Origin of the sequence: Pseudomonas sp. Z003-0.4C(8344-21), assembly GCF_900104975.1 — a bacterium.
Classification (GTDB): Bacteria; Pseudomonadota; Gammaproteobacteria; order Pseudomonadales; family Pseudomonadaceae; genus Aquipseudomonas; species Aquipseudomonas granadensis.
This window is the reverse complement of record NZ_LT629756.1, coordinates 5,108,608-5,134,340: the sequence shown is the minus strand read 5'-3', so window position 1 is coordinate 5,134,340 and position 25,733 is coordinate 5,108,608. Positions and strand designations below refer to the sequence as shown.

General features: G+C 61.2%; 24 protein-coding genes. 21 read left to right on the top strand and 3 right to left on the bottom strand.

The annotated features are described in order from the left end of the window. Positions 1-284 precede the first annotated feature (284 nt). The 14 genes from BLU24_RS23255 to BLU24_RS23190 all read left to right on the top strand — a co-directional run bounded on the left by BLU24_RS23255 (position 285) and on the right by BLU24_RS23190 (position 15,976). Positions 285-1,907 (top strand): methyl-accepting chemotaxis protein, encoded by a 1,623-nt coding sequence (locus BLU24_RS23255; protein WP_093104354.1) that lies wholly within the window; start codon positions 285-287, stop codon positions 1,905-1,907. Further along, positions 1,907-2,443, top strand: a complete 537-nt coding sequence (locus BLU24_RS23250) for a chemotaxis protein CheW (RefSeq protein WP_093104351.1) — start codon at positions 1,907-1,909, stop codon at positions 2,441-2,443. Before BLU24_RS23255 ends, BLU24_RS23250 begins: the two co-directional genes overlap by 1 nt. After that, positions 2,440-3,714: a CheR family methyltransferase gene (locus BLU24_RS23245; RefSeq protein WP_093104348.1), complete on the top strand. Its 1,275-nt coding sequence runs from the start codon at positions 2,440-2,442 to the stop codon at positions 3,712-3,714. The genes BLU24_RS23250 and BLU24_RS23245 overlap by 4 nt, the downstream gene beginning before the upstream one ends. Then, positions 3,711-4,394: a chemotaxis protein CheW gene (locus tag BLU24_RS23240; RefSeq protein WP_093104345.1), complete on the top strand. Its 684-nt coding sequence runs from the start codon at positions 3,711-3,713 to the stop codon at positions 4,392-4,394. The genes BLU24_RS23245 and BLU24_RS23240 overlap by 4 nt, the downstream gene beginning before the upstream one ends. Beyond that, positions 4,391-6,673 (top strand): hybrid sensor histidine kinase/response regulator, encoded by a 2,283-nt coding sequence (locus BLU24_RS23235; RefSeq protein WP_093104342.1) that lies wholly within the window; start codon positions 4,391-4,393, stop codon positions 6,671-6,673. The genes BLU24_RS23240 and BLU24_RS23235 overlap by 4 nt, the downstream gene beginning before the upstream one ends. Beyond that, a complete protein-coding gene (locus tag BLU24_RS23230; protein WP_093104339.1) occupies positions 6,670-7,680 on the top strand; it encodes a chemotaxis response regulator protein-glutamate methylesterase in 1,011 nt (336 codons plus the stop codon). The genes BLU24_RS23235 and BLU24_RS23230 overlap by 4 nt, the downstream gene beginning before the upstream one ends. Before the next feature lie 48 nt (positions 7,681-7,728). After that, positions 7,729-8,730 (top strand): response regulator, encoded by a 1,002-nt coding sequence (locus tag BLU24_RS23225; protein WP_093104337.1) that lies wholly within the window; start codon positions 7,729-7,731, stop codon positions 8,728-8,730. 305 nt (positions 8,731-9,035) lie between these two features. Continuing rightward, positions 9,036-10,131 (top strand): peptide chain release factor 2 gene (prfB, locus tag BLU24_RS23220; protein ID WP_157720869.1). Its coding sequence is split into 2 segments (ribosomal slippage): positions 9,036-9,107 and positions 9,109-10,131, totalling 1,095 coding nucleotides; the frame shifts between segments, so codons are not numbered across the junction. Between the two features lie 114 nt (positions 10,132-10,245). Then, positions 10,246-11,748, top strand: a complete 1,503-nt coding sequence (lysS, locus tag BLU24_RS23215; protein ID WP_090281964.1) for a lysine--tRNA ligase — start codon at positions 10,246-10,248, stop codon at positions 11,746-11,748. A gap of 105 nt (positions 11,749-11,853) precedes the next feature. Continuing rightward, the gene (locus BLU24_RS23210) at positions 11,854-12,567 is read left to right on the top strand and encodes a TetR/AcrR family transcriptional regulator (RefSeq protein WP_093104335.1); all 714 of its coding nucleotides are present in this window, start codon (positions 11,854-11,856) and stop codon (positions 12,565-12,567) included. Positions 12,568-12,715: 148 nt separating this feature from the next. Further along, entirely contained in the window at positions 12,716-13,270 is a 555-nt protein-coding gene (locus BLU24_RS23205) for a hypothetical protein (protein WP_093104333.1), read from the top strand. 60 nt (positions 13,271-13,330) lie between these two features. Next, a complete protein-coding gene (locus BLU24_RS23200) occupies positions 13,331-14,581 on the top strand; it encodes a flavohemoglobin expression-modulating QEGLA motif protein (protein WP_172833349.1) in 1,251 nt (416 codons plus the stop codon). Between the two features lie 163 nt (positions 14,582-14,744). Next, positions 14,745-15,650 carry an alpha/beta hydrolase gene (locus BLU24_RS23195; RefSeq protein WP_093104330.1) on the top strand — a complete coding sequence of 302 codons (906 nt, stop codon included), beginning with the start codon at positions 14,745-14,747 and terminating at the stop codon, positions 15,648-15,650. Beyond that, positions 15,647-15,976: a hypothetical protein gene (locus BLU24_RS23190; RefSeq protein ID WP_093104328.1), complete on the top strand. Its 330-nt coding sequence runs from the start codon at positions 15,647-15,649 to the stop codon at positions 15,974-15,976. The genes BLU24_RS23195 and BLU24_RS23190 overlap by 4 nt, the downstream gene beginning before the upstream one ends. Before the next feature lie 253 nt (positions 15,977-16,229). Here the strand turns inward: BLU24_RS23190 and BLU24_RS23185 are convergent, their stop codons facing one another. The 3 genes from BLU24_RS23185 to BLU24_RS23175 all read right to left on the bottom strand — a co-directional run bounded on the left by BLU24_RS23185 (position 16,230) and on the right by BLU24_RS23175 (position 18,187). Next, positions 16,230-17,018 (bottom strand): OmpA family protein, encoded by a 789-nt coding sequence (locus tag BLU24_RS23185; protein WP_024011746.1) that lies wholly within the window; start codon positions 17,016-17,018, stop codon positions 16,230-16,232. Positions 17,019-17,073: 55 nt separating this feature from the next. Beyond that, positions 17,074-17,478 (bottom strand): DUF4398 domain-containing protein, encoded by a 405-nt coding sequence (locus BLU24_RS23180; protein WP_090281970.1) that lies wholly within the window; start codon positions 17,476-17,478, stop codon positions 17,074-17,076. 364 nt (positions 17,479-17,842) lie between these two features. Beyond that, the gene (locus BLU24_RS23175; RefSeq protein ID WP_090281971.1) at positions 17,843-18,187 is read right to left on the bottom strand and encodes a pilin assembly protein; all 345 of its coding nucleotides are present in this window, start codon (positions 18,185-18,187) and stop codon (positions 17,843-17,845) included. A 214-nt stretch (positions 18,188-18,401) separates the two neighbouring features. Here BLU24_RS23175 and ppc point away from each other — a divergent pair, with 214 nt between their 5' ends. The 7 genes from ppc (at position 18,402) to BLU24_RS23140 (ending at position 25,733) form a co-directional block, all read left to right on the top strand. Then, on the top strand, positions 18,402-21,032 hold the full coding sequence (ppc, locus tag BLU24_RS23170) for a phosphoenolpyruvate carboxylase (protein ID WP_093104325.1): 2,631 nt from the start codon (positions 18,402-18,404) through the stop codon (positions 21,030-21,032). 302 nt (positions 21,033-21,334) lie between these two features. Continuing rightward, positions 21,335-21,985 (top strand): adenylate kinase, encoded by a 651-nt coding sequence (adk, locus tag BLU24_RS23165; RefSeq protein WP_039762420.1) that lies wholly within the window; start codon positions 21,335-21,337, stop codon positions 21,983-21,985. A gap of 95 nt (positions 21,986-22,080) precedes the next feature. Beyond that, a complete protein-coding gene (gene tsaB, locus BLU24_RS23160; protein WP_090281973.1) occupies positions 22,081-22,755 on the top strand; it encodes a tRNA (adenosine(37)-N6)-threonylcarbamoyltransferase complex dimerization subunit type 1 TsaB in 675 nt (224 codons plus the stop codon). 242 nt (positions 22,756-22,997) lie between these two features. Next, positions 22,998-23,309: a hypothetical protein gene (locus BLU24_RS23155; RefSeq protein WP_093104322.1), complete on the top strand. Its 312-nt coding sequence runs from the start codon at positions 22,998-23,000 to the stop codon at positions 23,307-23,309. Beyond that, positions 23,309-24,169: a DUF72 domain-containing protein gene (locus tag BLU24_RS23150; protein WP_093104319.1), complete on the top strand. Its 861-nt coding sequence runs from the start codon at positions 23,309-23,311 to the stop codon at positions 24,167-24,169. Before BLU24_RS23155 ends, BLU24_RS23150 begins: the two co-directional genes overlap by 1 nt. 32 nt (positions 24,170-24,201) lie before the next feature. After that, positions 24,202-25,038, top strand: a complete 837-nt coding sequence (locus BLU24_RS23145; protein WP_093104317.1) for an isocitrate lyase/PEP mutase family protein — start codon at positions 24,202-24,204, stop codon at positions 25,036-25,038. Positions 25,039-25,052: 14 nt separating this feature from the next. Then, a complete protein-coding gene (locus BLU24_RS23140) occupies positions 25,053-25,733 on the top strand; it encodes an extensin-like domain-containing protein (protein WP_442965757.1) in 681 nt (226 codons plus the stop codon).

The window sequence follows — 25,733 nt, the reverse complement described above, 5'->3', positions numbered from 1 at the left end:
CGAGCAGGCTCACTCCTACAGAGGATTTTTGTGTTGTTCCGGAGCTTGCGTCCACCGCGAAACCTGTGGGAGCGAGCTTGCTCGCGAAGGCGTCTGTTCAGGCAGAACGTTGGTGACTGACCCACCGCTATCGCGAGCAGGCTCACTCCTACAGGGTTGGTGGTTGGGCTTAAGTTCGAGCCAGCCACAGGGGCGCGGCAGATGAGGGTTTAAAAGCGTCTTATAAATGAAACAGCGCGCTCGGCTATACTCCCCGCATTTCGATCAGGCACCGAGGAATCACTGTGAAGAACTGGACGTTGCGCCAACGCATTTTGGCGAGCTTTGCGGTGATTATCGCCATCATGTTGATGATGGTGGTGCTCTCTTATTCACGGCTGTTGAAGATCGAGGCCAGCGAAAACAGCGTGCGCGACGATGCCATTCCCGGTGTTTACTACAGCTCGATGATTCGCGGCGCATGGGTCGACAGTTATCTGCAAACCCAAGAACTGTTGGGCCTGAAGGAAGGGCAGGGCATTTCCAGTGAAGACGCCGCCGACTACAAGGCCTTCGAAACGCGCCTGCAAGAGCAGATGGCCAACTATCGCAAGACCATGGCGACCGAAGAGGATCGCTCCGAGTTCGCCCTGTTCGAGAAGTATCACGACGCCTATATCGAAATTCAGGATGCCGTGCTCGATCTGCACAGTCGCAAACTGGAAGCCGAGGCGATCAAGCTGTTCACCGAAAAGCTGACCCCGGCCTGGTACACCGGGCGCATGAAACTCAATGACATCATCGGCGAAAACAAGGTCGTCGCGGATACGGCCATGGCCAATATCGATGATGCCGTAGCAACTGCCAAAGTCAGCATGATCATTTCCTTGCTGGTCGCCGTGCTGGCCGCCGGCCTGTGCGGTCTGTTGCTGATGCGCGCGATCATGGCACCGATGAACCGCATCGTCACGATCCTCGACATCATGCGCACCGGTGACCTCAGTTCGCGCCTCAACCTTGATCGCAAAGACGAATTCGGCGCGGTCGAAACCGGCTTCAACGATATGATGACCGAGCTGACCTCGCTGGTTTCCCAGGCGCAGCGTTCGTCGGTGCAGGTGACCACCTCGGTGACCGAGATCGCCGCCACCTCCAAGCAACAGCAAGCCACCGCCACCGAAACCGCCGCGACCACCACCGAGATCGGCGCGACCTCGCGGGAGATTGCCGCGACCTCGCGAGATCTGGTGCGCACCATGACCGAAGTGTCGACGGCTGCCGATCAGGCCTCGGTGCTCGCCGGCTCCGGCCAGCAAGGCCTGGCGCGCATGGAAGACACCATGCACTCGGTGATGGGCGCCGCCGATCTGGTCAACGCCAAACTGGCGATCCTCAACGAGAAGGCTGGCAACATCAATCAGGTGGTCGTCACCATCGTCAAAGTTGCCGATCAGACCAATCTGCTGTCGCTCAACGCTGCCATCGAAGCCGAGAAGGCGGGTGAATACGGGCGTGGGTTTGCCGTGGTCGCCACCGAAGTACGGCGTCTGGCCGACCAGACCGCTGTCGCCACTTACGATATCGAACAAATGGTGCGCGAGATCCAGTCGGCGGTGTCGGCCGGGGTGATGGGGATGGACAAATTCTCTGAGGAAGTGCGTCGCGGCATGTCCGAGGTGCAGCAGGTTGGCGAGCAGTTGTCGCAGATCATTCATCAGGTGCAGGCGCTGGCGCCGCGGGTGTTGATGGTCAACGAAGGCATGCAGGCCCAGGCCACCGGCGCCGAGCAGATCAACCATGCGCTGGTGCAGTTGGGCGACGCCAGCAGCCAGACCGTCGAATCGCTGCGCCAGGCCAGTTTCGCCATCGACGAACTGAGCCAGGTGGCCGTCGGGCTGCGCAGCGGCGTTTCGCGATTCAAAGTCTGATGAACGAAGTCATCGCCAAGCGCGGTGTTACGCCAGTGACGAAACCGGCATTGTTCCTGCTGTTTCGCATCGGCAGCGAGCGTTATGCCCTGCGCGCCACCGAAGTGGCGGAAGTGTTGCCGCGAGTGGCGTTGAAGCCGATTGCCCGGGCGCCGCAATGGGTCGCCGGAGTGTTTGCCTATCGCGGTGCGGTGGTGCCGGTCATCGACCTCAGTGCCTTGACCTTCGGCCAGCCTGCCGAGGCGCGCACCAGCACGCGGTTGGTGCTGGTCAACTATCGCCCGGATGACGCCGAGTCTGCGCAGTGGCTCGGGCTGATTCTTGAGCAGGCGACCGATACCCTGCGTTGCCATCCTGAAGATTTTCAGCCTTACGGCCTCGATAACCGCGAGGCGCCGTACCTTGGTCCAGTGCGCGAAGACGCCCACGGGCTGGTGCAGTGGGTGCGGGTCCATGACTTGCTCGAGGAGTCGGTGCGCGTCTTGCTGTTTCCCGATCCGCCGCGCGACCCGGCGCAGCTTGAGGCGCAGGCATGAGCGCTGATCAGCGGTTTTTCGACTTTCTCAAAGAGCGCATCGGCCTCGATGTAACGTCGGTCGGCCCGGCGATCATCGAGCGTGCTGTGCGTCAGCGCACCACGCTTTCGCAGGCGGCTGATAGCGATGACTACTGGCGATTGCTGCAAGGCTCGCGGGATGAGCAGCAGGCGCTGATCGAAGCGGTGATCGTGCCGGAGACATGGTTTTTCCGTTATCCGGAATCCTTTGCCACGCTGGGCAAACTGGCGCGCACCCGGCTTAAAGAACTGAACAATATGCGCGCGCTGCGCATCCTCAGCCTGCCGTGCTCCACCGGTGAGGAACCTTATTCGATTGCCATGGCCCTGCTCGATGCCGGATTGCAGCCGCATCAATTCAAGGTCGATGGCATGGACGTCAGCCCGCTCTCGGTAGAGAAGGCGCGGCGTGCCTTATACGGCAAGAATTCGTTTCGCGGCCAGGATCTGGATTTCCGCGAACGGCATTTTTTCGCCGAGCAGGATGGCCATCGGGTCAACGAAAACGTGCGTGAACAGGTGCGTTTGCAGGTCGGCAACGTGCTCGATCCAGCGCTCTTGGCCAGTGAGCCAGCCTTCGATTTCGTGTTCTGCCGCAACCTGCTGATCTACTTCGACCAGCCGACCCAGAAGCAGGTGTTCGAAGTGCTCAAGCGCCTGACGCATTTCGACGGCGTGCTGTTTATCGGCCCCGCCGAGGGCAGCCTGCTCGGCCGTCTGGGCATGCGCTCGATCGGCATTCCCCAGTCGTTCGCGTTCAGCCGTCACAGCGAACCGCACCCCGAGCCGTTGCCGACGCCGAAACCGATCGCCGTGCCGATCAGCCAAGCGCTGCGCAATCCGCCGCCAGTGCCGGTTGTGCGCAGTCGCCCGTTTGCTGCCGTGACACCATTGCCAACCGCGGCCAAAGCCGCGAATCCGGACGCCGCCAGCTTGCTGGCGCACATCGCTGCGCTGGCCAACGAGGGCAAAAGTGCCGAAGCGCGCGCCGCTTGCGAACACTATTTGCGTAGCCACGAGCCGGTGGCGCAGGTGTTTTACTGGCTCGGACTGCTCAGCGATGTCGCCGGCCTGACCCTCGAAGCCCAGGGTTTCTATCGCAAGGCGTTGTACCTCGAACCGCAACACCCCGAAGCGTTGATGCACCTGGCGGCGTTACTGCAGGCCCAGGGCGACACGGCGGGAGCCCGACGATTGCAGGAGCGTGCCGCCCGCAGCGGCCGCACCGCCGACAGTGAGCGCAAACGATGATCGCGTCCGACACTTTCAACGTCACCCACGAAGACGCCCGCGACATCGACGATTGCTGGAATCGCATCGGCATTCATGGCGACAAGTCTTGCCCGCTGCTCGAAGAACACATTCATTGCCGTAACTGCTCGGTGTATTCCGCCGCGGCCACGCGCCTGCTCGACCGTTACGCGTTGCAGCAGGACGAGCGCGACCCGGTGGCCAGCGCTGTGGAGACGGACGTAAAGACCCGCTCGCTGCTGATGTTCCGCCTCGGCGAAGAATGGCTTGGGCTGGCCACGCGCAGCTTGGTGGAAGTCGCGCCGATGCAGGCGATTCACTCGCTGCCGCATCAGCGTTCGCGAGCGCTGCAGGGCGTGGCCAACGTGCGTGGCGCGCTGGTCGCGTGCCTGTCGTTGGTTGAATTGCTCGATCTGGATGCCAATGCCGCGCCGGCTACCGGTGCGCGGATCATGCCGCGTATGCTGATCATCGCCGCCCATGGCGGGCCGGTGGTGGTGCCGGTGGACGAGGTCGACGGCATTCATGCCATTGACGAGCGCATTCTTGCGGCCGCCTCGCAATCCGCTGCGCAGGCAAGTGCGAAATATACTCGCGGTGTTTTGCAATATCGCGGTCGCAGCTTGCGCTGGCTCGACGAAGAACAGTTGCTGTCCGCCGTGACCCGGAGCCTGACATGACCCCCGAGCAAATGCGCGACGCCTCGCTGCTCGAGCTGTTCAGCCTTGAAGCCGAGGCCCAGACCCAGATTCTCAGCGCCGGGCTGCTGGCGCTGGAACGCAATCCAACTCAGGCCGATCACCTAGAATCGTGCATGCGCGCCGCCCACTCGCTCAAAGGCGCAGCGCGGATCGTCGGTATCGACAGCGGCGTCAGCGTCGCCCATGTCATGGAAGATTGCCTGGTCAGCGCGCAGGAAGGGCGCCTGCTGCTGCGCCCCGAGCATATCGACGCGTTGTTGCAGGGCACCGATTTGCTCATGCGCATCGCCACGCCGGCGAACGCGCCACAACCGCCAGACATCGAGGCCTATGTAGCGTTGATGGCGCGGTTGCTCGATCCGTCGGCGGCCCCGGCAGCAGCGCCCGTCGTCGCGCCGCCGATGGCCGAGTTGCAACTCGAGCCCGCACCAGTGCCGGTGCCAGCTATGGAGGCGCCTGTCGAAGCTGCCGAGCCGGCACCGCGGAAAAGCAAGCGCACCACGGAAGGTGGCGAGCGCGTCTTGCGGGTGACCGCCGAACGCCTGAACAGCCTGCTCGATCTGTCGAGCAAATCGCTGGTGGAAACCCAGCGCCTCAAGCCGCATCTGGCGACCATGCAACGCCTCAAGCGCATGCAGAACAACGGTCTGCGCGCGCTGGAAAACCTCAACGTGCACCTCAAGGAACACGCCTTGAGCCTCGAGGCGCTGGAAGCCCTCGAAGACGCGCGCCGTTTGCTCGCCGAATCGCAACAACTGCTCAGCGAGAAAAACGCCGAGCTCGATGAATTCGCCTGGCAGGCCAGCCAACGTGCGCAAGTGCTTTATGACACGGCGCTGGCCTGTCGCATGCGCCCGTTCGCCGATGTCCTCAGCGGGCAGGTGCGCATGGTTCGTGATCTGGGGCGCAGCCTCGGCAAACAGGTGCGCCTGGAGATCGAGGGGGAGAAAACCCAGGTCGACCGCGACGTGCTGGAAAAGCTCGAAGCACCGCTGACGCATTTGTTGCGCAACGCGGTTGATCACGGCATCGAAACGCCTGAACAACGCCTGCATCAAGGCAAGCCGGAAGAAGGCCTGATTCGCCTGCGCGCCTCGCATCAGGCCGGTTTGCTGGTGCTGGAACTGAGTGACGACGGCAACGGTGTCGATCTGGAAAAAGTCCGCCGCAGCATCGTCGAGCGGCAGTTATCCCCAGCCGAAACCGCTGCGCAGTTGAGCGAGGAAGAACTGCTGACCTTCCTGTTCCTGCCCGGTTTCAGTCTGCGCGACAAGGTCACCGAAGTGTCCGGTCGTGGCGTCGGACTTGACGCCGTTCAGCACATGGTTCGCCAGTTGCGTGGCGCCGTGGTACTGGAGCAGACGGCGGGCGAGGGCAGCCGCTTCCACCTGGAGGTGCCGTTGACGCTGTCGGTGGTGCGCAGTCTGGTGGTGGCCGTCGGTGAAGAGGCTTATGCCTTCCCGCTGGCGCACATCGAACGCATGTGCGATCTGGCCCCCGAAGACATCGTTCAAGTCGAAGGTCGCCAGCATTTCTGGCACGAAGGCCGGCATGTCGGGCTGGTCGCGGCCAGTCAACTGCTCAATCGTCCGGCCAGCCAGAACAGCGGCGAAACCCTCAAGGTCGTGGTGATTCGCGAGCGCGATGCGATTTACGGTGTGGCGGTCGAGCGTTTCATCGGCGAGCGCACCCTGGTGGTGTTGCCGCTGGATGAGCGGCTGGGCAAGGTTCAGGACATTTCCGCCGGCGCCTTGCTCGATGACGGCTCGGTGGTGCTGATCGTCGACGTCGAAGACATGCTGCGCTCGGTCGACAAACTGCTCAACACCGGGCGCCTGGAACGAATTGCCCGCCACGGCAATCAAGCCGCGGAAGCGGCGCGCAAGCGGGTGCTGGTGGTGGACGATTCGCTGACCGTGCGCGAACTGCAACGCAAACTCTTGCTCAACCGTGGTTACGACGTCGCAGTAGCGGTCGATGGCATGGACGGTTGGAATGCCCTGCGTTCCGAGGACTTCGACCTGCTGATCACCGACATCGACATGCCGCGCATGGACGGCATCGAACTGGTCAGCCTGCTGCGCCGCGACAACCGTTTGCAATCGCTGCCGGTGATGGTCGTCTCGTACAAGGATCGCGAAGAAGACCGGCGCCGTGGACTGGACGCCGGCGCCGACTATTATCTAGCCAAAGCCAGTTTTCATGACGACGCCCTGCTCGATGCAGTGGTCGAGCTCATCGGGGGAGCGCGGGCATGAGGATCGCAATCGTCAATGACATGCCGCTGGCGGTGGAGGCGCTGCGCCGGGCGCTGGCCTTCGAGCCGGCGCATCAGGTGGTCTGGATGGCGCGCAACGGCGCCGAGGCGGTGCAACTGTGCGCCGAAAACACTCCGGACCTGATCCTGATGGACCTGATCATGCCGGTGATGGACGGTGTTGAAGCGACGCGTCGGATCATGGCCGAAACCCCTTGCGCCATCGTCATCGTCACTGTTGACCGCCAGCAGAACGTACACCGGGTCTTCGAAGCCATGGGCCACGGCGCGCTGGATGTGGTCGACACCCCAGCCGTTGGCGGCAGCAACCCGCAGGAAGCAGCGGCGCCGTTGCTGCGCAAGATCCTCAATATCGGCTGGCTGATCGGCGACAAGGCGCCACGCGCGCGGCCGGCGCCGACGACCCAGCGCAGTTCGGCCTCACGTCAGCGCCTGGTGGCGATTGGTTCGTCTGCTGGCGGCCCGGCAGCGCTGGAGGTTCTGCTTAAAGGTTTGCCCAAAGATTTCTCGGCAGCGATTGTGCTGGTTCAGCATGTCGATCAGGTGTTCGCCGCCGGCATGGCCGAATGGCTGGCCGGTGCCAGTGGCCTGGATGTGCGTCTGGCTCGCGAAGGCGAGCCGCCACAAAGCGGCGCGGTGCTGCTGGCCGGGACCAATCACCATATTCGCTTGCTCAAGAACGGCACGCTGGCCTACACCGCCGAACCGGTCAACGAAATCTACCGCCCCTCGATCGACGTGTTTTTCGAAAGCGTCGCCAATTACTGGAACGGTGACGCCGTCGGGGTTTTATTGACCGGGATGGGGCGCGACGGCGCGCAAGGGCTTAAGCTCATGCGCCAACAGGGTTATTTGACCATCGCCCAGGATCAGCACAGCAGTGCGGTGTACGGCATGCCCAAGGCCGCCGCGGCCATCGATGCTGCCGTGGAAATCCGTCCACTGGAAAGAATAGCGCCACGGTTGCTGGAGATTTTCCCCAAATGAACAGGTATATCCGCAATCCTGGCCCCCGCAGCACTCAGGTGACCGCCCATGAATGATTTACAGATCGACGACATCAAAACCGACGAAAACGCCGCCATGGTGTTGTTGGTGGACGATCAGGCGATGATCGGCGAAGCGGTGCGCCGTGGGCTGTCGAATCAGGAAAACATCGACTTCCACTTCTGCTCCGATCCGCAGCAAGCCATCGCCCAGGCCGTGCGCATCAAGCCGACGGTGATTTTGCAGGATCTGGTCATGCCCGGCCTCGATGGCTTGAGTCTGGTGCGCGAATACCGCAATCATCCGGCGACCAAGGATATCCCGATCATCGTCCTGTCGACCAAGGAAGACCCGCTGATCAAGAGCGCGGCGTTCTCCGCCGGGGCCAACGATTATCTGGTGAAACTGCCCGACACCATCGAACTGGTGGCGCGCATCCGCTATCACTCACGCTCCTACATGACCCTGCTGCAGCGCGATGCCGCTTACCGGGCGCTGCGGGTCAGCCAGCAGCAATTGCTCGACACCAATCTGGTACTGCAACGGCTGATGAACTCCGACGGCCTGACCGGGTTGTCCAATCGCCGACATTTCGATGAATACCTGGAGCTGGAGTGGCGCCGCTCGTTGCGCGATCAAAGCCAGTTGTCGTTGCTGATGATCGATGTCGATTACTTCAAGTCGTACAACGACAGTTTCGGTCACGTCGAGGGCGATGAAGCCTTGCGCAAGGTCGCGGCGGCGATCCGCGACGCCAGCGCGCGGCCATCGGATCTGCCGGCGCGTTATGGTGGCGAGGAGTTTGTGCTGGTGCTGCCGAACACCTCGCCGGGCGGCGCGCGGCTGGTGGCGGAGAAGCTGCGCCAGACTGTGGCGGCGCTGAAGATTCCGCACAATACTCCGGCGGCCGGCGACAGCCTGACCATCAGCATCGGTCTGGCGACCATGGTACCGCAGGCCGGCAGTGATTGCCGCCTGCTGATTTCGGCGGCGGACCGTGGTTTGTATCTGGCCAAGAACAATGGGCGCAATCAGGTCGGGATCGAGTAAACGCTCTCCCTCACCCCAGCCCTCTCCCAGGGGGAGAGGGGGCCGACCGAGGTGTCTCGGATTCTGCATCGACCTGCTCCACCGAGTCGATTATGGATCTTTGAGCTTGGCGATTATGGATTCAGCTAAGCCATTCAAGTCGGCGTAGCTCTCGAATATCCCCCAATCAGTCCCCTCTCCCTCCGGTAGAGGGCTAGGGTGAGGGCTGCGATCTCGGCCCATTCACCGCCAGACGGGCTGCCGCGCCAGCCTGATTACGTTATACTCGCCGGCTTTCAAAAGTTCGCCAACGAGTGCTGCCCGTCATGGAAATCAACCCGATCCTGAACACCATCAAGGACCTGTCCGAGCGCTCCGAAACTATTCGGGGGTATCTTTGACTACGATCAAAAGCATGAGCGTCTGACCGAAGTCAATCGCGAGCTTGAAGATCCGAGTGTCTGGAACAAACCTGAATACGCCCAGGAACTGGGCCGCGAGCGCGCTGCGCTGGCGCAGATCGTCGATACCCTCGATGAACTGAACGCCGGTCTGGCCGATTGCCGCGACCTGCTGGACATGGCCGTCGAAGAAAACGACGAAGGCGCAGTCGGTGATGTCGTCGCCGAGCTGGCCCGTCTCGAGGAAAGTCTGGCCAAGCTGGAATTCCGCCGCATGTTCAGCCATGAAATGGACCCGAACAACGCCTACCTGGACATCCAGGCCGGGTCCGGCGGTACCGAAGCGCAGGACTGGGCCAACATCCTGCTGCGCATGTACCTGCGCTGGGCTGACAAACGCGGTTTCGAAGCGACCATCATGGAACTGTCCGCCGGTGAAGTCGCCGGTATCAAAGGCGCGACCGTGCACATCAAGGGTGAATACGCCTTTGGCTGGCTGCGTACCGAGATCGGCGTGCACCGTCTGGTGCGCAAGAGCCCGTTCGACTCCGGCAACCGTCGCCACACCTCGTTCTCGGCGGTGTTCGTCTCGCCAGAGATCGACGACAAGGTCGAAATCGAAATCAACCCGGCAGACCTGCGCATTGACACCTATCGTTCCTCCGGTGCCGGTGGTCAGCACGTAAACACCACCGACTCGGCCGTACGTATCACTCACGTACCGACCAACACCGTGGTCAGCTGCCAGAACGAACGTTCCCAGCACGCCAACAAGGACACCGCCATGAAAATGCTGCGGGCCAAGTTGTACGAGCAGGAAATGCAGAAACGCAACGCCGCCTCGCAAGCGCTGGAAGACACCAAGTCCGATATCGGCTGGGGTCACCAGATTCGCTCCTACGTGCTCGATGCGTCGCGGATCAAGGATCTGCGCACCAACATCGAACGCAGCGATTGCGACAAGGTGCTCGACGGCGACATCGACGAGTACCTGGAAGCCAGCCTGAAATCGGGCCTGTAACAGACGCCAACACAGGATCGACCCTTTCAGCTCGATCCCTGTAGGAGCCAGCCCGCTGGCGATCCCCGGACCGCAGGGTCCGGGGGCAACGAACCTGATGGAATACTTAAAGACATGAGCGACCAACAACTCGACCCGCAAGCCCTGCAACAGGAAGAAAACTCCCTGATCGCCCTGCGCAAGGAAAAGCTTGCTGCCGAGCGCGCCAAGGGCAATGCCTTCCCGAACGACTTCCGCCGCGACAACTACTGCGATGCCTTGCAGAAACAGTACGCGGACAAGACCAAGGAAGAGCTGGCAGAGGCTGCAATCCCGGTCAAGGTTGCGGGTCGCATCATGCTCAACCGTGGCTCGTTCATGGTGATCCAGGACATGACCGGGCGCATCCAGGTCTACGTCAACCGCAAGACCTTGTCGGAAGAAACCCTGGCCGCGGTGAAAACCTGGGACATGGGCGACATCATTGCCGCCGAAGGCACCCTGGCGCGCTCCGGCAAGGGCGACCTGTACGTTGAAATGACCAACGTGCGTCTGCTGACCAAGTCGCTGCGTCCGCTGCCGGACAAGCACCACGGCCTGACCGACACCGAACAGCGCTACCGTCAGCGTTACGTCGACCTGATCGTCAACGAAGACGTGCGCCAGACCTTCCGCGTGCGTTCGCAAGTGATTGCGCACATCCGCAGCTTCCTGATGAAGCGCGACTTCCTCGAAGTCGAAACGCCGATGCTGCAGACCATTCCCGGCGGCGCTGCGGCCAAGCCGTTCGAAACCCACCACAATGCGCTGGACATGGAAATGTTCCTGCGTATCGCGCCGGAGCTGTATCTGAAGCGTCTGGTTGTTGGTGGTTTCGAGAAGGTCTTCGAGATCAACCGCAACTTCCGTAACGAAGGCGTTTCGACGCGTCACAACCCTGAATTCACCATGTTGGAGTTCTATCAGGCCTACGCCGATTACGAAGACAACATGGACCTGACCGAAGAGCTGTTCCGCGAGCTGGCGCAGCTGGTGTTGGGCAGCACCGACGTGCCGTACGGCGACAAGGTGTTCCACTTCGGCGAGCCGTTCGTGCGTCTGTCGGTGTTCGACTCGATCCTCAAGTACAACCCTGAGCTGACCGCCGATGACCTTAACGACATCGACAAGGCCCGTGCCATCGCCAAGAAGGCCGGCGCCAAGGTGCTGGGCTTCGAAGGTCTGGGCAAACTGCAGGTGATGATTTTCGAAGAACTGGTCGAGCACAAGCTGGAACAGCCGCACTTCATTACCCAGTACCCGTTCGAAGTGTCGCCGCTGGCCCGTCGCAACGATGACAACCCGAACGTCACCGACCGCTTCGAGCTGTTCATCGGCGGCCGTGAAATCGCCAACGCCTACTCCGAGTTGAACGACGCCGAAGACCAGGCCGAGCGCTTCATGGCGCAGGTGGCCGACAAGGACGCCGGCGACGACGAAGCCATGCACTACGACGCCGACTTCGTGCGTGCGCTGGAGTACGGCATGCCGCCAACCGCCGGTGAAGGTATCGGCATCGACCGTCTGGTGATGTTGCTGACCAACTCGCCGTCGATTCGCGATGTGATCCTGTTCCCGCACATGCGACCGCAAGCGTAAACGTTTCAGTTAAAAAGCCGCCTAAAACAGGCGGCTTTTTATTGCCTGTCTGGTACAAATGTATCAATTGGTTAATTTGGAATTAGTAGAGGAAGTGCTGTCGTGATGGGTGCAATAGCTCAAGAAGGTGCAGCGGGTATCGCCACTGCGGTCGCTGAAAGTGTTCAGTACCAGGGCCGCAAGGCCAGCCGACAGGGCAGTGAGCAGCGTCGCCAGGACATTCTCGACGCGGCCATGCGCATTGTCGTGCGCGACGGCGTGCGTGCCGTGCGCCACCGCGCGGTAGCGGCCGAGGCCGGTGTGCCGCTGTCGGCGACCACGTATTACTTCAAGGACATCGACGACCTGCTCACCGATACCTTCGCTCAATATGTTGAACGCAGCGCGGCGTACATGGCCAAGCTGTGGATCAACAACGAAGGCCTGTTGCGCGAAATGGTTGTCAGTGGCGACGGTAGCCCCGAGTCACGCTCGCAACTGGCCGACGACATCGCGCGGCTGATGGCCGACTACGTGCACCGGCAGTTGATCAACCGTCGTGAGCATTTGATGGCCGAACAGGCGTTCCGCCAGGAAGCGCTGCTCAATCCGCGTCTGGCGATCCTGGTGCGCTCGCATCAGCAGATTCTGTTGCAGGGCACCTGCCAGTTGTTTCAGGTATTGGGCTCGCGCGAACCGCAGCAGGATGCCAAAGTGTTGACGGCGATTATCGGACGGATGGAATATCAGGGCCTGCTCAATGACGCCGAGCCTTTGGCCGAAGAGGACATGCTCGGCATCCTGACGCGGTATATGCACCTGGTGCTCGCCTCGGTCTAACGCGAACCCTGTAGGAGTGAGCCTGCTCGCGATGGCTGTCTCACATCCTGCATTTTCGTTGGCTGACATACCGTCATCGCGAGCAGGCTCACTCCTACAGGGGAAAGCGATCACAATGAACGCCGCTTGTGTTCATAAGGAGTCTCGAATGAAGTCCTGGCGTGGCGTGCTGATGGCCTTGTCGTTGCTGCTGCTCAGTGGCTGTCTGGTGACGTTCAAGGAGCCGCTGGCGGCCAGCGACCCGGCGCCCAAGGGCTTGCTCGGCAAGTGGTCGAGCACCAATGCCTGGGGCGAGCCGATGAACCTTGAGCTGACTCGCGTCGGCAATGACCGCTACCAGGCCGTCACGTACTTCAAGGCCAAACCGCGCGAACGCGAAGCCTATCCGTTCACCGTGTCGCGCCATGGCAGCCGCTGGTATCTGTCGGCGAAAGTGCCGGCGCGGTTCGGTGGTCATTTCACCATTGCCGGGTTCGAAATCACCGACAAGCGCGAGCTGGTGATCTACAACCTCGACCTCGAGCAGATCAATCAAGCGATCAAACAGCACGCTCTCGACGGTCAGGCCTTCCAGACCGACGATGGCGACGGCGTGCACGTCGACAGCAATCTCGACAAGGTCTTCGCCTACCTTGATGATCCGGCCAATTCCGATGTCTTCGTTGAAGCCGCGCGCTATCAGCGCCAGGCCAGCGCTCAATAATTTCACACGTCAGGTTTTCTACAGGAGTTTCGGGTGGACGATTACCAGCAGACGATACGCATGTTGTCCGATCGCATTGTGCTGGCGCAGACGCCGATCCGCGTGCTTGACGCGGTCAAGTGGGACGAGAACGTGCGCAAGGGTTTTCTCAAGGCCAAGGGCAAGGAAATGCCCGCCATCGATCGCGACTACTACCTCAATCGGCCACTGTCGTTCGATTCGAGCCAGGTCAAACTGGAGTTCCAGAACATCGAGCGCGACATCACCCGCCAGCTCGGCCAGTTCAACCCGGTCGGGCAGATCATGCGGCGCATGTGCAAGGAATACCGCATGGTCGTGCGTATGCTCGAAGCGCGCGGCACCGAGGATTTCGGCCTGATCTCGCAAGAACTGTACGGCGCCGCGTCCGATGCCTTCCATGCCGGTGACCCGACCCTGGCCGACCTTGGCCTGATGATGTCCGACTACCTGAACAACATCGATGGCCGCGGCGATCTGAAGGACGAACCGAAAATCCTCACCGCCAAGGACGCCGTGCACTTGCTGCAAACCCGTTTGAACAAGGTGTTCGGCGAGGCCGAGGAAACCATTCGGGTGTTCGAGTCCGACGGCATTGTCGCCGATGCGGCGGCCGGCGCCGACTACATCAAGATCCGCACCGACGCGATGTTCAACAACCGTGACGTTCGCGCACTGGAGGTTCATGAAGGGCTGGTGCATGTCGGCACGACGCTCAATGGTTTGAATCAGCCGATCTGCACGTTTCTGTCGAAAGGTCCGCCGTCGTCGACCGTGACCCAGGAAGGTCTGGCAATCCTGATGGAAATCATCACGTTCGCCTCCTACCCGAGTCGCCTGCGCAAACTGACCAATCGCACCCGTGCCATTCACATGGTCGAGGAGGGCGCGGACTTTTTGCAGGTGTTCGAGTTCTTCCGCGAGCAAGGCTTTGAAATGGCGGAAAGCTATGGCAATGCCAGTCGGGTTTTCCGCGGTTCGACGCCGACCGGTCTGCCATTCACCAAAGACTTGTCCTACCTCAAGGGCTTCATCATGGTTTACAACTACATTCAGTTGGCCGTGCGCAAAGGCAAGCTCGAGCAGATTCCGCTGTTGTTCTGCGGCAAAACCACGCTCGAAGACATGCGTACCCTGCGCCAATTGGTGGATGAGGGACTGGTGGTGCCGCCGAAGTATCTGCCGGATCAGTTCCGCGATCTGAACGCGTTGTCGGCGTGGATGTGCTTCTCCAACTTCCTCAACCATTTGAGCCTGGACCGGATCGAAGCGGATTACTCCAATATCCTCTGATCCAAACACAAACCCCTGTGGGAGCTGGCTTGCCAGCGATTGCATTCTGTCAGTCAATTTGATGTTGGCTGACCCACCGCCATCGCTGGCAAGCCAGCTCCCACAGGGTTATTTGTTTGTCTTTTAATCGATTGCTTGCCAATTTCTTGCGAGGTTTCAACGGATGAGAATCCTCGGCATCTTTTGCCTGCTTCTGACCCTGGGCGGTTGCAGTTCGCTGCTGTTCTACCCCGAACCGGGCCAAGTCTTCACCCCGGAAAAAGCCAAACTCGACTACCGCACGGTCACGCTGGTGACCGCTGATGGCCTGAAACTCAACGCCTGGTGGCTGCCGGCCAAACCCGGCGTGGAAGTCAAAGGCACGGTGCTGCATCTGCACGGCAACGGCGGCAACCTGCCGATGCATCTGGGTGGCAGTTGGTGGCTGCCGAAAAACGGCTATCAAGTGCTGCTGGTGGACTATCGCGGGTACGGCTTGTCCGAAGGCAAGCCGAGCTTGCCGGCGATCTATCAGGACATCGACGCCGCGTTCGCCTGGCTGGACAACGCCCCGGACGTCAAAGGCAAACCGTTGGTGCTGCTCGGGCAAAGCCTCGGTGGCGCGATGGCGGTGCATTGGTTGGTGCAGCATCCTGAGCGGCAAAAGCAGCTCAAAGCCCTGGTGCTCGACGGTGTGCCCGCCAGTTACCGCAGCGTCGGCCAGTATGCGCTGAGCACGTCGTGGCTGACCTGGCCGTTGCAGGTGCCACTGTCGTGGCTGGTGCCGGACGGGGACAGCGCGATCAAGTCGATGGCGCAACTCACCGGCGTGCCGAAACTGATCTTCCACAGCATCGACGATCCGCTGGTGCCGATGGTCAACGGCATTCGACTGTATCAAGCGGCGCCGCCACCGCGGGTGCTGCAACTGACGCGCGGCGGCCATGTGCAAACCTTCGGCGATCCGGTGTGGCAGCAGGTGATGCTGCGTTATCTCGACGACCCCGAGCATTTCAACGGCCTGCGCCGCCTCGGCGAAATCCCCAACTATCCAGCGCCCCCGAATTCTGAAGATGAGAACCCGCAATGACTGAAGAACGTAACGCCATCCCGCTGATCATCACCGGTATCTGCAGCATCCTCGGCACCGTCGGGGCACTGTGGTACTACGGCTACCTGCACTTCGCCAAACCCGAGGATGCGCTGCTGCTCAACGAGTTCACCATGCTCAAAACCGTGCCCGGTGAGGACTACAAATTATCGCTGACTCCGGCGCCGCAAGTGGCGCAGTGCATTGACGGCGTGTTGGTGTTGTTTGATACCGAGCAGAAAGGCCTGACCGGGGTGCTGGTCAATGCGCAGAAAAAGGCTGTGCGGTGCATGGGCGAAGAGACGCCGCAGAAGCTGCAGGAGTGATTCTGCAGGCCGCCTAGCCCTCACCCTAACCCTCTCCCAAAGGGAGAGGGGACTGACCGAGGTGTTTGTTTAAGCTACGTCGACCTGATCCATTGCGCTGAACACAAGTTTTGAAAGCGACACAAACCGGCTCCCTCTCCCTCGGGAGAGGGCTGGGCGGGCGGCGTTCCGATGAGCGGCCGCGATCTCAGCCCGCACAAAAAAGCCCCGCCTGAACCGAATCAAGCGGGGCTTTTGCGTTCCAGCGCGAACCTTAGTTCGAACTCACCGAAGAACGCGGTGCAACCGGCTGGTTGTCGTTGGAAATGGTCACTTCGACCCGACGGTTCATCGCACGGCCCGAGACGCTGCCGTTATCCGCGACCGGGTATTCCTTGCCATAACCCTGGGCGACGATACGCGATGGATCGACACCCATTTTGATCAGGGCCATTTGCACCGAAGTCGCACGGCGCTCGGACAGCGACTGGTTGTAGCTGGCGGTACCGGTGCTGTCGGTGTAACCCTCGACGATCACTTTGCGGTCCGGGTTTTCCTGAAGGAATTGCGCCAGTTTGTTGATATTCACCAGACCGCTGGATTTCAGGTCAGCCTTGTTGGTGGCGAACAGCACGTCACCGAACGTCACCAGCGTGCCGCGATCGGTCTGCTTGGCGTTAAGGCTGTCCTGCAGCTGTTTGATCTGCTGATCACGGGCATCCAGACGGGCCTGTGCACGTTGTGCGGCGGCGTTCTTCAGGTTGTTCTCAGCGGTGCGCAGAGCGATGGTTTGCTTCGCCACTTCCACGCGCTGGTTGGTCAGGTAGGCCAGTTGGTCAACCTTGGCCGCGTCTTCTTTATCCAGATAGGCCTTGTCGGCCTTGTCCAGGTAATCACTGGCGTCTTTGGTTTCCAGGGCGGCGACTTTGCTTGCCTGCGGGTTGGCCTGCAGGCCGGCGTAATTGGTGCGCGCCTGTTCCAGGTTCGGGTTAGGCGGGGTAGAGCAGGCAGCCAACGCAACGCTTGCGGCCAGAAGAGCGGGAATCATCAGTTGCTTACGCATAATTTGTCGTCCTTTCTATCGGTAAGAGTTTCAGCTTTGCAATCGGGATGCGCGCTTACTGCACGGTGCGCTGGCTTTCCTGACGCAGTTCCTGAACACCTTTCTGGGAATCCTTCACAGCCTGTTCAGCCTTGGCAGCCTGAGCCTTGCGTTCAGCGACGCGAGCGTCCCACTCAGCCTGTTCGGACAGGCGACGGGCTTCGTCATACTTCTTGTCGTGCATGGCGATTTCGGCTTGTTTGAGCTTGTCCTGCGCTTGCTTCATTTCCACCGCAGCGAACTCGGTACCACCGGCGCTCACCGCGCTGTTGACGGCCGATTGGGTCACGGCGTACTGCTCGGTCGGTGGATTACCGGCGCAACCGGCCAGAACGAAGCTGGTGCCGATGGCCAGAGCGGCCAGTTTCAGACCGCGCAGGTGGGAAAACGTGGATTGGGTTTTCATGGTCTTCAACTCCATTAGGCATCTCCTGAAAATACAACTGAATCCATCCTGGCAGAGGAGCCGAAAGCATCGCTTGTTGACGCGAATTGAAACGCTCGTTCCAGGCGTGGTTACCTGTTCCGACCGGCGGCATTTTTGAAAAGTTCAGAAAAGATGGCCTATCGCCAAAAATTAAATTGACCGTTTGGACAAGGCTCTGGGACGGGAACTTTGGCGGTTTGAAGGGGTACGCGCGGGTGATTTTTAAGGTAAATATCAGGGTTGGCAGGGCCCTGTGGGAGCTGGCTTGCCAGCGATGAGGCCATCATGCTCAGCACATCTTTGACTGAAATGACGCCATCGCGGGCAAGCCCGCTCCCACAGGTTTTTCTGTGTTGGGTCAGTGATTCTGTTTGTTCTCGGCCGAGGCCAGATCATGCAAATGCCGCCGCGACAGCGCCAGAAAACGTGGCGTCGGCCCGACGTCTTCGTACAGCGGATCACCTTCCTCATCGGTCGCGACCACCGTCGAACCTTTCACATACGGCAGGCTCGCCTCGAACTCTTCAAGCGCCGCGCCGATCAGTTCGCCGAGCAATTCTTCGGGATGGCGTTTGGGGTACATCTCGGCAATCGCCGCCAGCCTTGCGGCAGATTCCACGTCCAGATGAATCGTGTAGCCAGTATCGGTCAGGCGACCTTTGGCGTTTTCTTCCCAATGCTGGGCAAGTTCACGGATTTTCATGATGACCTCATTTCGCACCTGCTCATGGCAGGTCTGGGTGAGTGTCCGCCAGGGCCGGCGGCAAGCCGTCGTGCGGCTTACTGTTGAGACTAGCTTTGCCGCTCAAGGTTTAAAGTCCCTTCGTCGGCTGCTTGTAAGAAGCGCCGCAGAGCGGCACTCTCTCGGGCAAAGCATTCGTTTCTGCGCCGTCCCGATTACCGTTGGAGAACTGCTGATGACCGATATTGATGCACGCTTGCGCGAAGATGTTCACCTGCTCGGAGAGCTGTTGGGCAACACCATTCGAGATCAGTACGGCGAGCCGTTCCTCGCCAAGATCGAGCAGATCCGCAAGGGCGCCAAGGCTGACCGGCGCGGTTCGATGGACGCCGAACTGAGCGCCAGCCTCAATCAGCTGAGCGAAGACGAATTGCTCCCGGTGGCGCGCGCATTCAACCAGTTTCTCAACCTGGCGAACATCGCCGAGCAATATCAGTTGATTCATCGGCGCGAAGAGTCGCAGCCGGCGCCGTTCGAATCCCGCGTATTGCCTGAACTGCTGGCGCGTTTGCGCAGCGAAGGCCACAGCGCCGAATCCCTGGCCCGGCAACTGGCGCGGCTGGAAATCGAACTGGTGCTGACCGCGCACCCGACCGAAGTGGCCCGCCGCACCTTGATCCAGAAGTACGACGCGATCGCCGCGCAGCTTGCCGCACAGGACCATCGCGACCTGACCAGCGCCGAGCGCGAACAGATCCACACCACCCTGCAACGATTGATTGCCGAAGCCTGGCACACCGAAGAAATCCGCCGCACGCGGCCGACGCCAGTCGACGAAGCCAAATGGGGCTTTGCGGTGATCGAACATTCACTGTGGCAGGCGATTCCCAACCATATGCGCAAGGCCGACAAGGCGTTGCACGAAGCCACAGGTCTGCGCCTGCCGCTGGAGGCCGCGCCGATACGCTTCGCCTCGTGGATGGGCGGCGACCGTGACGGCAACCCCAACGTCACCGCAGCCGTGACGCGCGAAGTGTTATTGCTGGCGCGCTGGATGGCTGCCGACCTGTACCTTCGCGACGTCGACCACCTCGCCGCCGAACTGTCGATGCAGCAGGCCAGTGACGCGCTCAAGGCGCATGCCGGCGACAGCGCCGAACCGTATCGTGCGGTGCTCAAGCAATTGCGTGAACGTCTGCGTGCGACACGTAATTGGGCTCACGCCGCGCTGACCGCGCCGACGCCTGCGCCTGCCGAAGTGCTGCACAACAATCGCGACCTGCTCGGGCCGCTGGAGTTGTGTTTCAACTCGCTGCATGAATGCGGCATGGGCGTGATCGCCGACGGGCCGTTGCTCGATTGCCTGCGTCGTGCGGTGACTTTCGGCCTGTTCCTGGTGCGTCTGGATGTGCGTCAGGATTCTGCGCGGCACAGCTCGGCGATGACCGAAATCACCGATTACCTCGGCCTCGGGCGTTACGAGGAATGGGACGAAGAACAGCGGATCAAATTTCTCACTCAGGAATTGAGCAACCGCCGCCCGTTGCTCCCGGCGCATTTCAAACCGTCGGCCGACACCGCCGAAGTGCTGAATACCTGCAAGGAAATCGCCGCCGCCCCGGCTGCATCGCTCGGCTCTTACGTGATCTCCATGGCCGGCGCGGCTTCCGATGTGCTCGCCGTGCAACTGCTGCTCAAGGAATCCGGCGTGCTGCGGCCGATGCGCGTGGTGCCGCTGTTCGAAACCCTCGCCGACCTCGACAACGCCGGGCCGGTGATGGAGCGGCTGTTGCTGCTGCCGGGTTATCGCGCGCGCCTGCAAGGCCCGCAGGAAGTGATGATCGGTTACTCCGACTCGGCCAAGGATGCCGGCACCACCGCGGCGGCCTGGGCGCAATACCGCGCGCAGGAGCGTCTGGTGGAAATCTGCCGTGAGCAGCAAGTCGAACTGCTGTTGTTCCATGGTCGCGGCGGCACCGTCGGCCGTGGCGGCGGCCCGGCACACGCGGCGATTCTGTCGCAGCCACCGGGCTCGGTGGCGGGGCGGTTCCGCACCACCGAGCAGGGAGAAATGATTCGTTTCAAATTCGGACTGCCGGACATCGCCGAGCAGAACCTCAATCTCTATCTGGCGGCGGTGCTCGAAGCGACGTTGCTGCCACCGCCGCCGCCGACGCCCGAATGGCGGCACCTGATGGACGAACTGGCGGCGGACGGTGTCAGCGCTTACCGTCAGGTGGTGCGCGAGAATCCGCAGTTCGTCGAATACTTCCGCCAGTCGACTCCGGAGCAGGAATTGGGGCGCCTGCCGCTCGGCAGTCGTCCGGCCAAGCGCCGCGCGGGCGGTATCGAGAGCCTGCGGGCGATCCCGTGGATCTTCGGCTGGACGCAAACCCGACTGATGCTGCCGGCGTGGCTCGGCTGGGAGTCGGCGCTGAGCAAGGCGCTCGAGCGTGGTGAAGGCGAGTTGCTCGGGCAGATGCGGGAACAGTGGCCGTTCTTTCGCACGCGCATCGACATGCTGGAGATGGTGCTGGCCAAGGCAGACGCCGATATCGCGCTGTCCTACGATGAGCGTCTGGTCGAGCCGGAACTACTGCCGCTGGGCGCGCAGTTACGCGACCTATTGTCGCAGGCGTGCACCGTGGTGCTCGGCCTGACCGGTCAGTCGCAGCTGCTCGCGCACAGCCCTGACACCCTCGAATTCATCCGTCTGCGCAACACCTATCTCGACCCGCTGCATCTATTGCAGGCCGAACTGCTGGCACGCTCGCGGCAGCAGGAAGTCGAGCAGGGTAGCCCGGTAGAACAGGCGCTGCTGGTGTCTGTGGCGGGGATCGCCGCCGGTTTGCGAAATACCGGCTAACGTTTGCAACGGGGCATGCGGCATCGAGCAATCGCTGCCGCATGCCGCTGTGCGTGAGCGGGGAAAGTGCCGCCAGGCGACAGTTAACGATGGGGTTGCGACTTGGGTTACCGCGTCGCAAGGTCGCCGCGGGCGTCGGTTTCTCCGACTTTTGGCGTCTTGTGTGGGCGCAGCCTGCTGTGTATCTTGATCAGCCTTTGGCCGTTTGTGCGGCCACGACCCGTATTTTTCAGGATTCGTCCCAAGCGGCGAATCCTTTGTTTTGTAAAAGCTTTTTATAAAAAAATTGAGGAGCACATCTAATGCGCGTCATTCTGCTGGGAGCTCCCGGGGCCGGTAAAGGTACTCAGGCTAAGTTCATCACCGAGAAATTCGGCATTCCACAAATTTCCACCGGCGACATGCTGCGCGCAGCGGTCAAGGCCGGCACACCACTGGGCGTTCAAGCCAAGAGCATCATGGATGCCGGCGGCCTGGTGTCGGATGACCTGATCATCGCTCTGGTCAAGGACCGCATTGCCCAGCCTGACTGCGCCAACGGTTTCCTGTTCGACGGCTTCCCGCGCACCATCCCGCAGGCTGAAGCGCTGGTGACTGCCGGTGTCGAGCTGGACGCCGTGGTCGAAATCGCCGTTGAAGACGAAGAGATCGTCCAGCGCATCGCCGGTCGCCGTGTTCACGAGGCCAGCGGCCGCGTTTACCACATCGTCTACAACCCGCCGAAACTGGCTGGCAAAGACGACATCACCGGTGAAGAACTGGTGCAGCGCAAGGACGACACCGAAGAAACCGTGCGTCATCGCCTGTCGGTCTACCACTCGCAGACCAAGCCGCTGGTGGAGTTCTATCAGAACCTCTCCGCGAAGAATGGCGGCAAGCCGAAGTACAGCCACATTCCGGGCGTCGGTTCGGTCGATGCAATCACCGCAAAGGTCCTCGCGGCGCTGAGCTGAAAAGTCTGAACCGCTACATCATCCACGGCCCGCTTGCGGGCCGTAGTTGTTTATACTGACGCACCTTTTTCCCCACCCCTGTTCTGGAAACATCGATGAGTACCTTGCTGGCCCTGGACACCGCGACTGAAGCTTGCTCCGTTGCCTTGCTGCACGACGGCAAGGTCACGAGCCATTACGAGGTGATCCCGCGTCTGCACGCGCAAAAATTGCTGCCGATGATCCAGCAATTGCTGGCTGATGCCGGCACTACGCTGCAAGCGGTCGACGCCATTGCGTTCGGCCGTGGGCCGGGTGCATTCACCGGTGTGCGGATTGCCATCGGCGTGGTGCAGGGGCTGGCGTTTGCGCTGGATCGTCCGGTGTTGCCGGTATCCAATCTCGCGGTGCTGGCGCAACGTGCGTTGCGCGAACACGGCGTGAGCCAGGTCGCAGCGGCCATCGATGCGCGCATGGACGAAGTCTATTGGGGCTGCTACCGCGAGACGGCAGGTGAAATGCGTCTGGCCGGCGCCGAAGCCGTGCTGCCACCGGAAGTCGCAGCGCTGCCGGCCGACGCCAGTGGCGAGTGGTTCGGTGCTGGCACCGGTTGGGGCTACGGCGAGCGCATTGCGGTCAACCTGACCGGCGCCGATGCCGGCATGCTGCCCCACGCCGAAGACCTGCTGACCCTGGCGCGTTTTGCCTGGGAACGCGGCGAGTCGATCCCGGCGGACGACGCACAGCCGGTCTACCTGCGCGACAAAGTCGCCACTCCCAAAGCCCGCTAAATCACCGCTTTCCCCTGTAGGAGCGAGCCTGCTCGCGAAGCGGTGACTCAGATAAGGAAATTTGTCTGATGCGGCGCACTCGCGAGCAAAGTGAAATAAGTCACACGCAAATATCGCCAATCGTCAGTTTTTTCCCCTCGTTTAAAACCTTTTGCGCTTTATGTGTTCTAGTTATCACTCGGCAGTTTGCTAAGTCGGTCAGGTGCCGCTAAATTGCCATCATTGATACCGAGCATGAAATTATGCGTATAGACGGCGTTTCCTCTCAGTCCTATCCCATCAAGCGCAAGCCTCGCAAAGGCCCTGTGACGTTGGATGAATCCCTCGACGATATCGACGGCGAGCTGGAGTTTCCGACTGAAGAACAACTGGCGGCCCGTGCTGCCGCCAAAGCCACTGCGCAACGTCTGAGCAATCTGCCCGCCCGTCAGCAAGACATGATCTACCACCGCGCCATGAGCAAAAGCGTAGCGATGGCCTTGGCCAGCTACCTGAGCACCGCCGGTTTTGTCGATTGGGATGCCGACGTGCTGGGCCTCGATCTGTATATCTGATGGATCTGCCTTACTACCTTGGATGCCCGTCCTGGAGCGAAAACGCCTGGCGCGAGTATCTGTATCCGGTAGACGCAAAAACCTCCGACTTTCTCGGCCTCTATTCCCAAGTGTTCAACGCCGTCGAAGGCAATACCACCTTCTACGCCAGCCCGTCGCCCGCCACCGTGCAGCGTTGGGCCGAGATCATGCCAGAACACTTTCGCTTCACCGCCAAATTCCCCGGCGACATCAGCCACAGCGGTGACTTGCGCGATCAATTGACCCCCGCCGAAACCTTCCTGCAATTACTCAAGCCGCTCGGCAAACGGGTGTCGCCGTTGTGGTTGCAACTGTCGAAAGGCTTCACCCCGCAGCGGCTGCCGGAACTGGCGGCTTTCATCGATGCGCTGGACTGTCCGTTGGCGGTCGAAGTGCGCAACGAGCAGTTTTTCGTCAAGGGCGAGAGTGAGCGCTTGCTCAACCGTCTGCTGCTGGATCGTGGTGTCGAGCGCATCTGCCTCGATCCGCGCGCGCTATTCAGTTGCCTGTCGACCAAGTCTTCGGTCATCCACGCACAATCGAAAAAGCCGCGAGTGCCGACGCGTCCGGCGGCGTTTACCCAGTTCCCGCAGGTGCGCTTCATCGGTCATCCTGAGCTAGAAGCCAACGACCCGTTTCTGCTGCCGTGGGTGAGCAAGATCGCCGAGTGGATCGAAGAAGGGCGCACGCCCTATATCTTCCTGCACACCGCTGACAATCTGCTCGCGGCGAAGCTGGCGCAACGTTTTCATACGCAATTGATGCAGCGTTTGCCTGGCCTGCCAGCGCTGCCTGAGCTATACAGAGAACCCGCCGCCGAGCAACTTGGCCTGCTCTGAGGCGTCTGTATTTTCCCGCCCGGAGCCTGCCGATGGACGCTTCAGCCCGCAACGAACAAGCCCGTAAAGCCCTTGCCTTCAAAGCCCTGCACGAACAATCGGGGATTTTCGTCATTCCCAATCCGTGGGACGCCGGCTCAGCGAAAATGCTCGCCAGCCTCGGCTATCAAGCCTTGGCGACCACCAGTGCCGGTTATGCGTTTTCGCAAGGCAAGGCCGATGGTGCGTTGAGCCTGGACGAGACCCTGGCCAATGTTCGCGCGATCGTCGCGGCAACGGATTTACCGGTGGCAGTGGACCTCGAAAACGGTTTTGCCGATGACCCGGCCGAGTGTGCCAAGAGCCTGCTGCGCGCCGCCGAAGCCGGCGCCGTGGGCGGTTCGATCGAAGATGCCACTGGCCGCGCGGACGCGCCGATCTACTGTTTCGAACACGCCGTGGCGCGCATCGAGGCCGCTGTCGCGGCGGTGCGCACGCTGGCGTTTCCCTTCGTGCTGACCGCCCGCGCGGAAAACTACTTGCACGGCAATCCTGATATCAACGACACCATCCGCCGCTTGCAGGCGTTCGCCGAGGCGGGCGCTGACGTGTTGTATGCACCGGGGCTGCGCACTGCTGAAGAAGTGCTGGCGGTGGTCCGGGCGGTGGCGCCGAAACCGCTGAATGTGTTGATGTCTGGCGGTTTGCAACTGACGGTGCAGCAATTGCAGGACATCGGCGTGCGGCGCGTCAGCACCGGTTCGGCCTTGGCGCTGGCGGCGTTTGGCGAGTTTTTCCGCGCCGCTGAGGAAATTCAGCAGTCGGGCACCTTTGGCTTCACGTCGCAGTCGATGCCGTACGCCAAGGCCAATCAATTGTTCAAAGGCTGAGCATGGGGCGCTGGATGTTCTGGTTGATCCTGTTGGCGCTGGGGGGAACTGCCGTCAGTGTCTGGCGCGGTTGGCTGGACGTGCCGGCGCAATGGAATCCGTGGGCGCCACTGGACATCAAAGCCACGCCCAATTGGCTCACCGATTACAAACTGATGCGTCTGCGCAGTGATCCTGAACTCTGCGCTCAGGCCTTGCGCAGTTCGGATCTGCGCGTGACCCAGCAATCCGACAGCCCCGGTGCCAAGTGTCCGCTGGTTGGCGCATTGCGCGTGCAGGGCGGCGAGGTTGCGCTGAGCAGCAGTTTCCTCGCCAGTTGCCCGTTGGCGGTGGCTTACGCAATGTTCGAGCATCATTCCCTGCAACCGGCCGCGCAGGCCGTTTATGGGCAGAAGGTCGCACGCCTCGATCACCTTGGCAGCTTCGCCTGCCGCAATGTCTACAACCGCGAGAGCGGGGCGCTAAGCCGTCACGCCAGCGCCGATGCGCTGGATATCGCCGGTTTTCGCCTGGCTGACGGGCGCAGCATCAGTGTGCTCAAGGACTGGCCCAGGGACAATCAGGACGCGCGCTTCCTGCGTCAGGTGCGCGACGGTGCCTGCGAGGCCTTCAGTGTGGTCTTGAGTCCGGAGTACAACGCGGCCCATCGCAATCATTTTCATGTCGATGTCGGACGCTGGAGCGTGTGTCGCTGA

Coding starts and splice junctions, on each gene's coding strand:
- BLU24_RS23195 (WP_093104330.1), top strand. CDS start 14,745: ATGAGAATCCTCGGCATCTTTTGCCTGCTTCTGACCCTGGGCGGTTGC.
- BLU24_RS23245 (WP_093104348.1), top strand. CDS start 2,440: ATGAGCGCTGATCAGCGGTTTTTCGACTTTCTCAAAGAGCGCATCGGC.
- ppc (WP_093104325.1), top strand. CDS start 18,402: ATGACCGATATTGATGCACGCTTGCGCGAAGATGTTCACCTGCTCGGA.
- BLU24_RS23145 (WP_093104317.1), top strand. CDS start 24,202: ATGGACGCTTCAGCCCGCAACGAACAAGCCCGTAAAGCCCTTGCCTTC.
- adk (WP_039762420.1), top strand. CDS start 21,335: ATGCGCGTCATTCTGCTGGGAGCTCCCGGGGCCGGTAAAGGTACTCAG.
- BLU24_RS23225 (WP_093104337.1), top strand. CDS start 7,729: ATGAATGATTTACAGATCGACGACATCAAAACCGACGAAAACGCCGCC.
- lysS (WP_090281964.1), top strand. CDS start 10,246: ATGAGCGACCAACAACTCGACCCGCAAGCCCTGCAACAGGAAGAAAAC.
- BLU24_RS23185 (WP_024011746.1), bottom strand. CDS start 17,018: ATGCGTAAGCAACTGATGATTCCCGCTCTTCTGGCCGCAAGCGTTGCG.
- BLU24_RS23235 (WP_093104342.1), top strand. CDS start 4,391: ATGACCCCCGAGCAAATGCGCGACGCCTCGCTGCTCGAGCTGTTCAGC.
- BLU24_RS23230 (WP_093104339.1), top strand. CDS start 6,670: ATGAGGATCGCAATCGTCAATGACATGCCGCTGGCGGTGGAGGCGCTG.
- BLU24_RS23250 (WP_093104351.1), top strand. CDS start 1,907: ATGAACGAAGTCATCGCCAAGCGCGGTGTTACGCCAGTGACGAAACCG.
- BLU24_RS23150 (WP_093104319.1), top strand. CDS start 23,309: ATGGATCTGCCTTACTACCTTGGATGCCCGTCCTGGAGCGAAAACGCC.
- BLU24_RS23210 (WP_093104335.1), top strand. CDS start 11,854: ATGGGTGCAATAGCTCAAGAAGGTGCAGCGGGTATCGCCACTGCGGTC.
- BLU24_RS23140 (WP_442965757.1), top strand. CDS start 25,053: ATGTTCTGGTTGATCCTGTTGGCGCTGGGGGGAACTGCCGTCAGTGTC.
- BLU24_RS23205 (WP_093104333.1), top strand. CDS start 12,716: ATGAAGTCCTGGCGTGGCGTGCTGATGGCCTTGTCGTTGCTGCTGCTC.
- BLU24_RS23180 (WP_090281970.1), bottom strand. CDS start 17,478: ATGGAGTTGAAGACCATGAAAACCCAATCCACGTTTTCCCACCTGCGC.
- tsaB (WP_090281973.1), top strand. CDS start 22,081: ATGAGTACCTTGCTGGCCCTGGACACCGCGACTGAAGCTTGCTCCGTT.
- BLU24_RS23200 (WP_172833349.1), top strand. CDS start 13,331: ATGTTGTCCGATCGCATTGTGCTGGCGCAGACGCCGATCCGCGTGCTT.
- BLU24_RS23175 (WP_090281971.1), bottom strand. CDS start 18,187: ATGAAAATCCGTGAACTTGCCCAGCATTGGGAAGAAAACGCCAAAGGT.
- BLU24_RS23155 (WP_093104322.1), top strand. CDS start 22,998: ATGCGTATAGACGGCGTTTCCTCTCAGTCCTATCCCATCAAGCGCAAG.
- BLU24_RS23240 (WP_093104345.1), top strand. CDS start 3,711: ATGATCGCGTCCGACACTTTCAACGTCACCCACGAAGACGCCCGCGAC.
- BLU24_RS23190 (WP_093104328.1), top strand. CDS start 15,647: ATGACTGAAGAACGTAACGCCATCCCGCTGATCATCACCGGTATCTGC.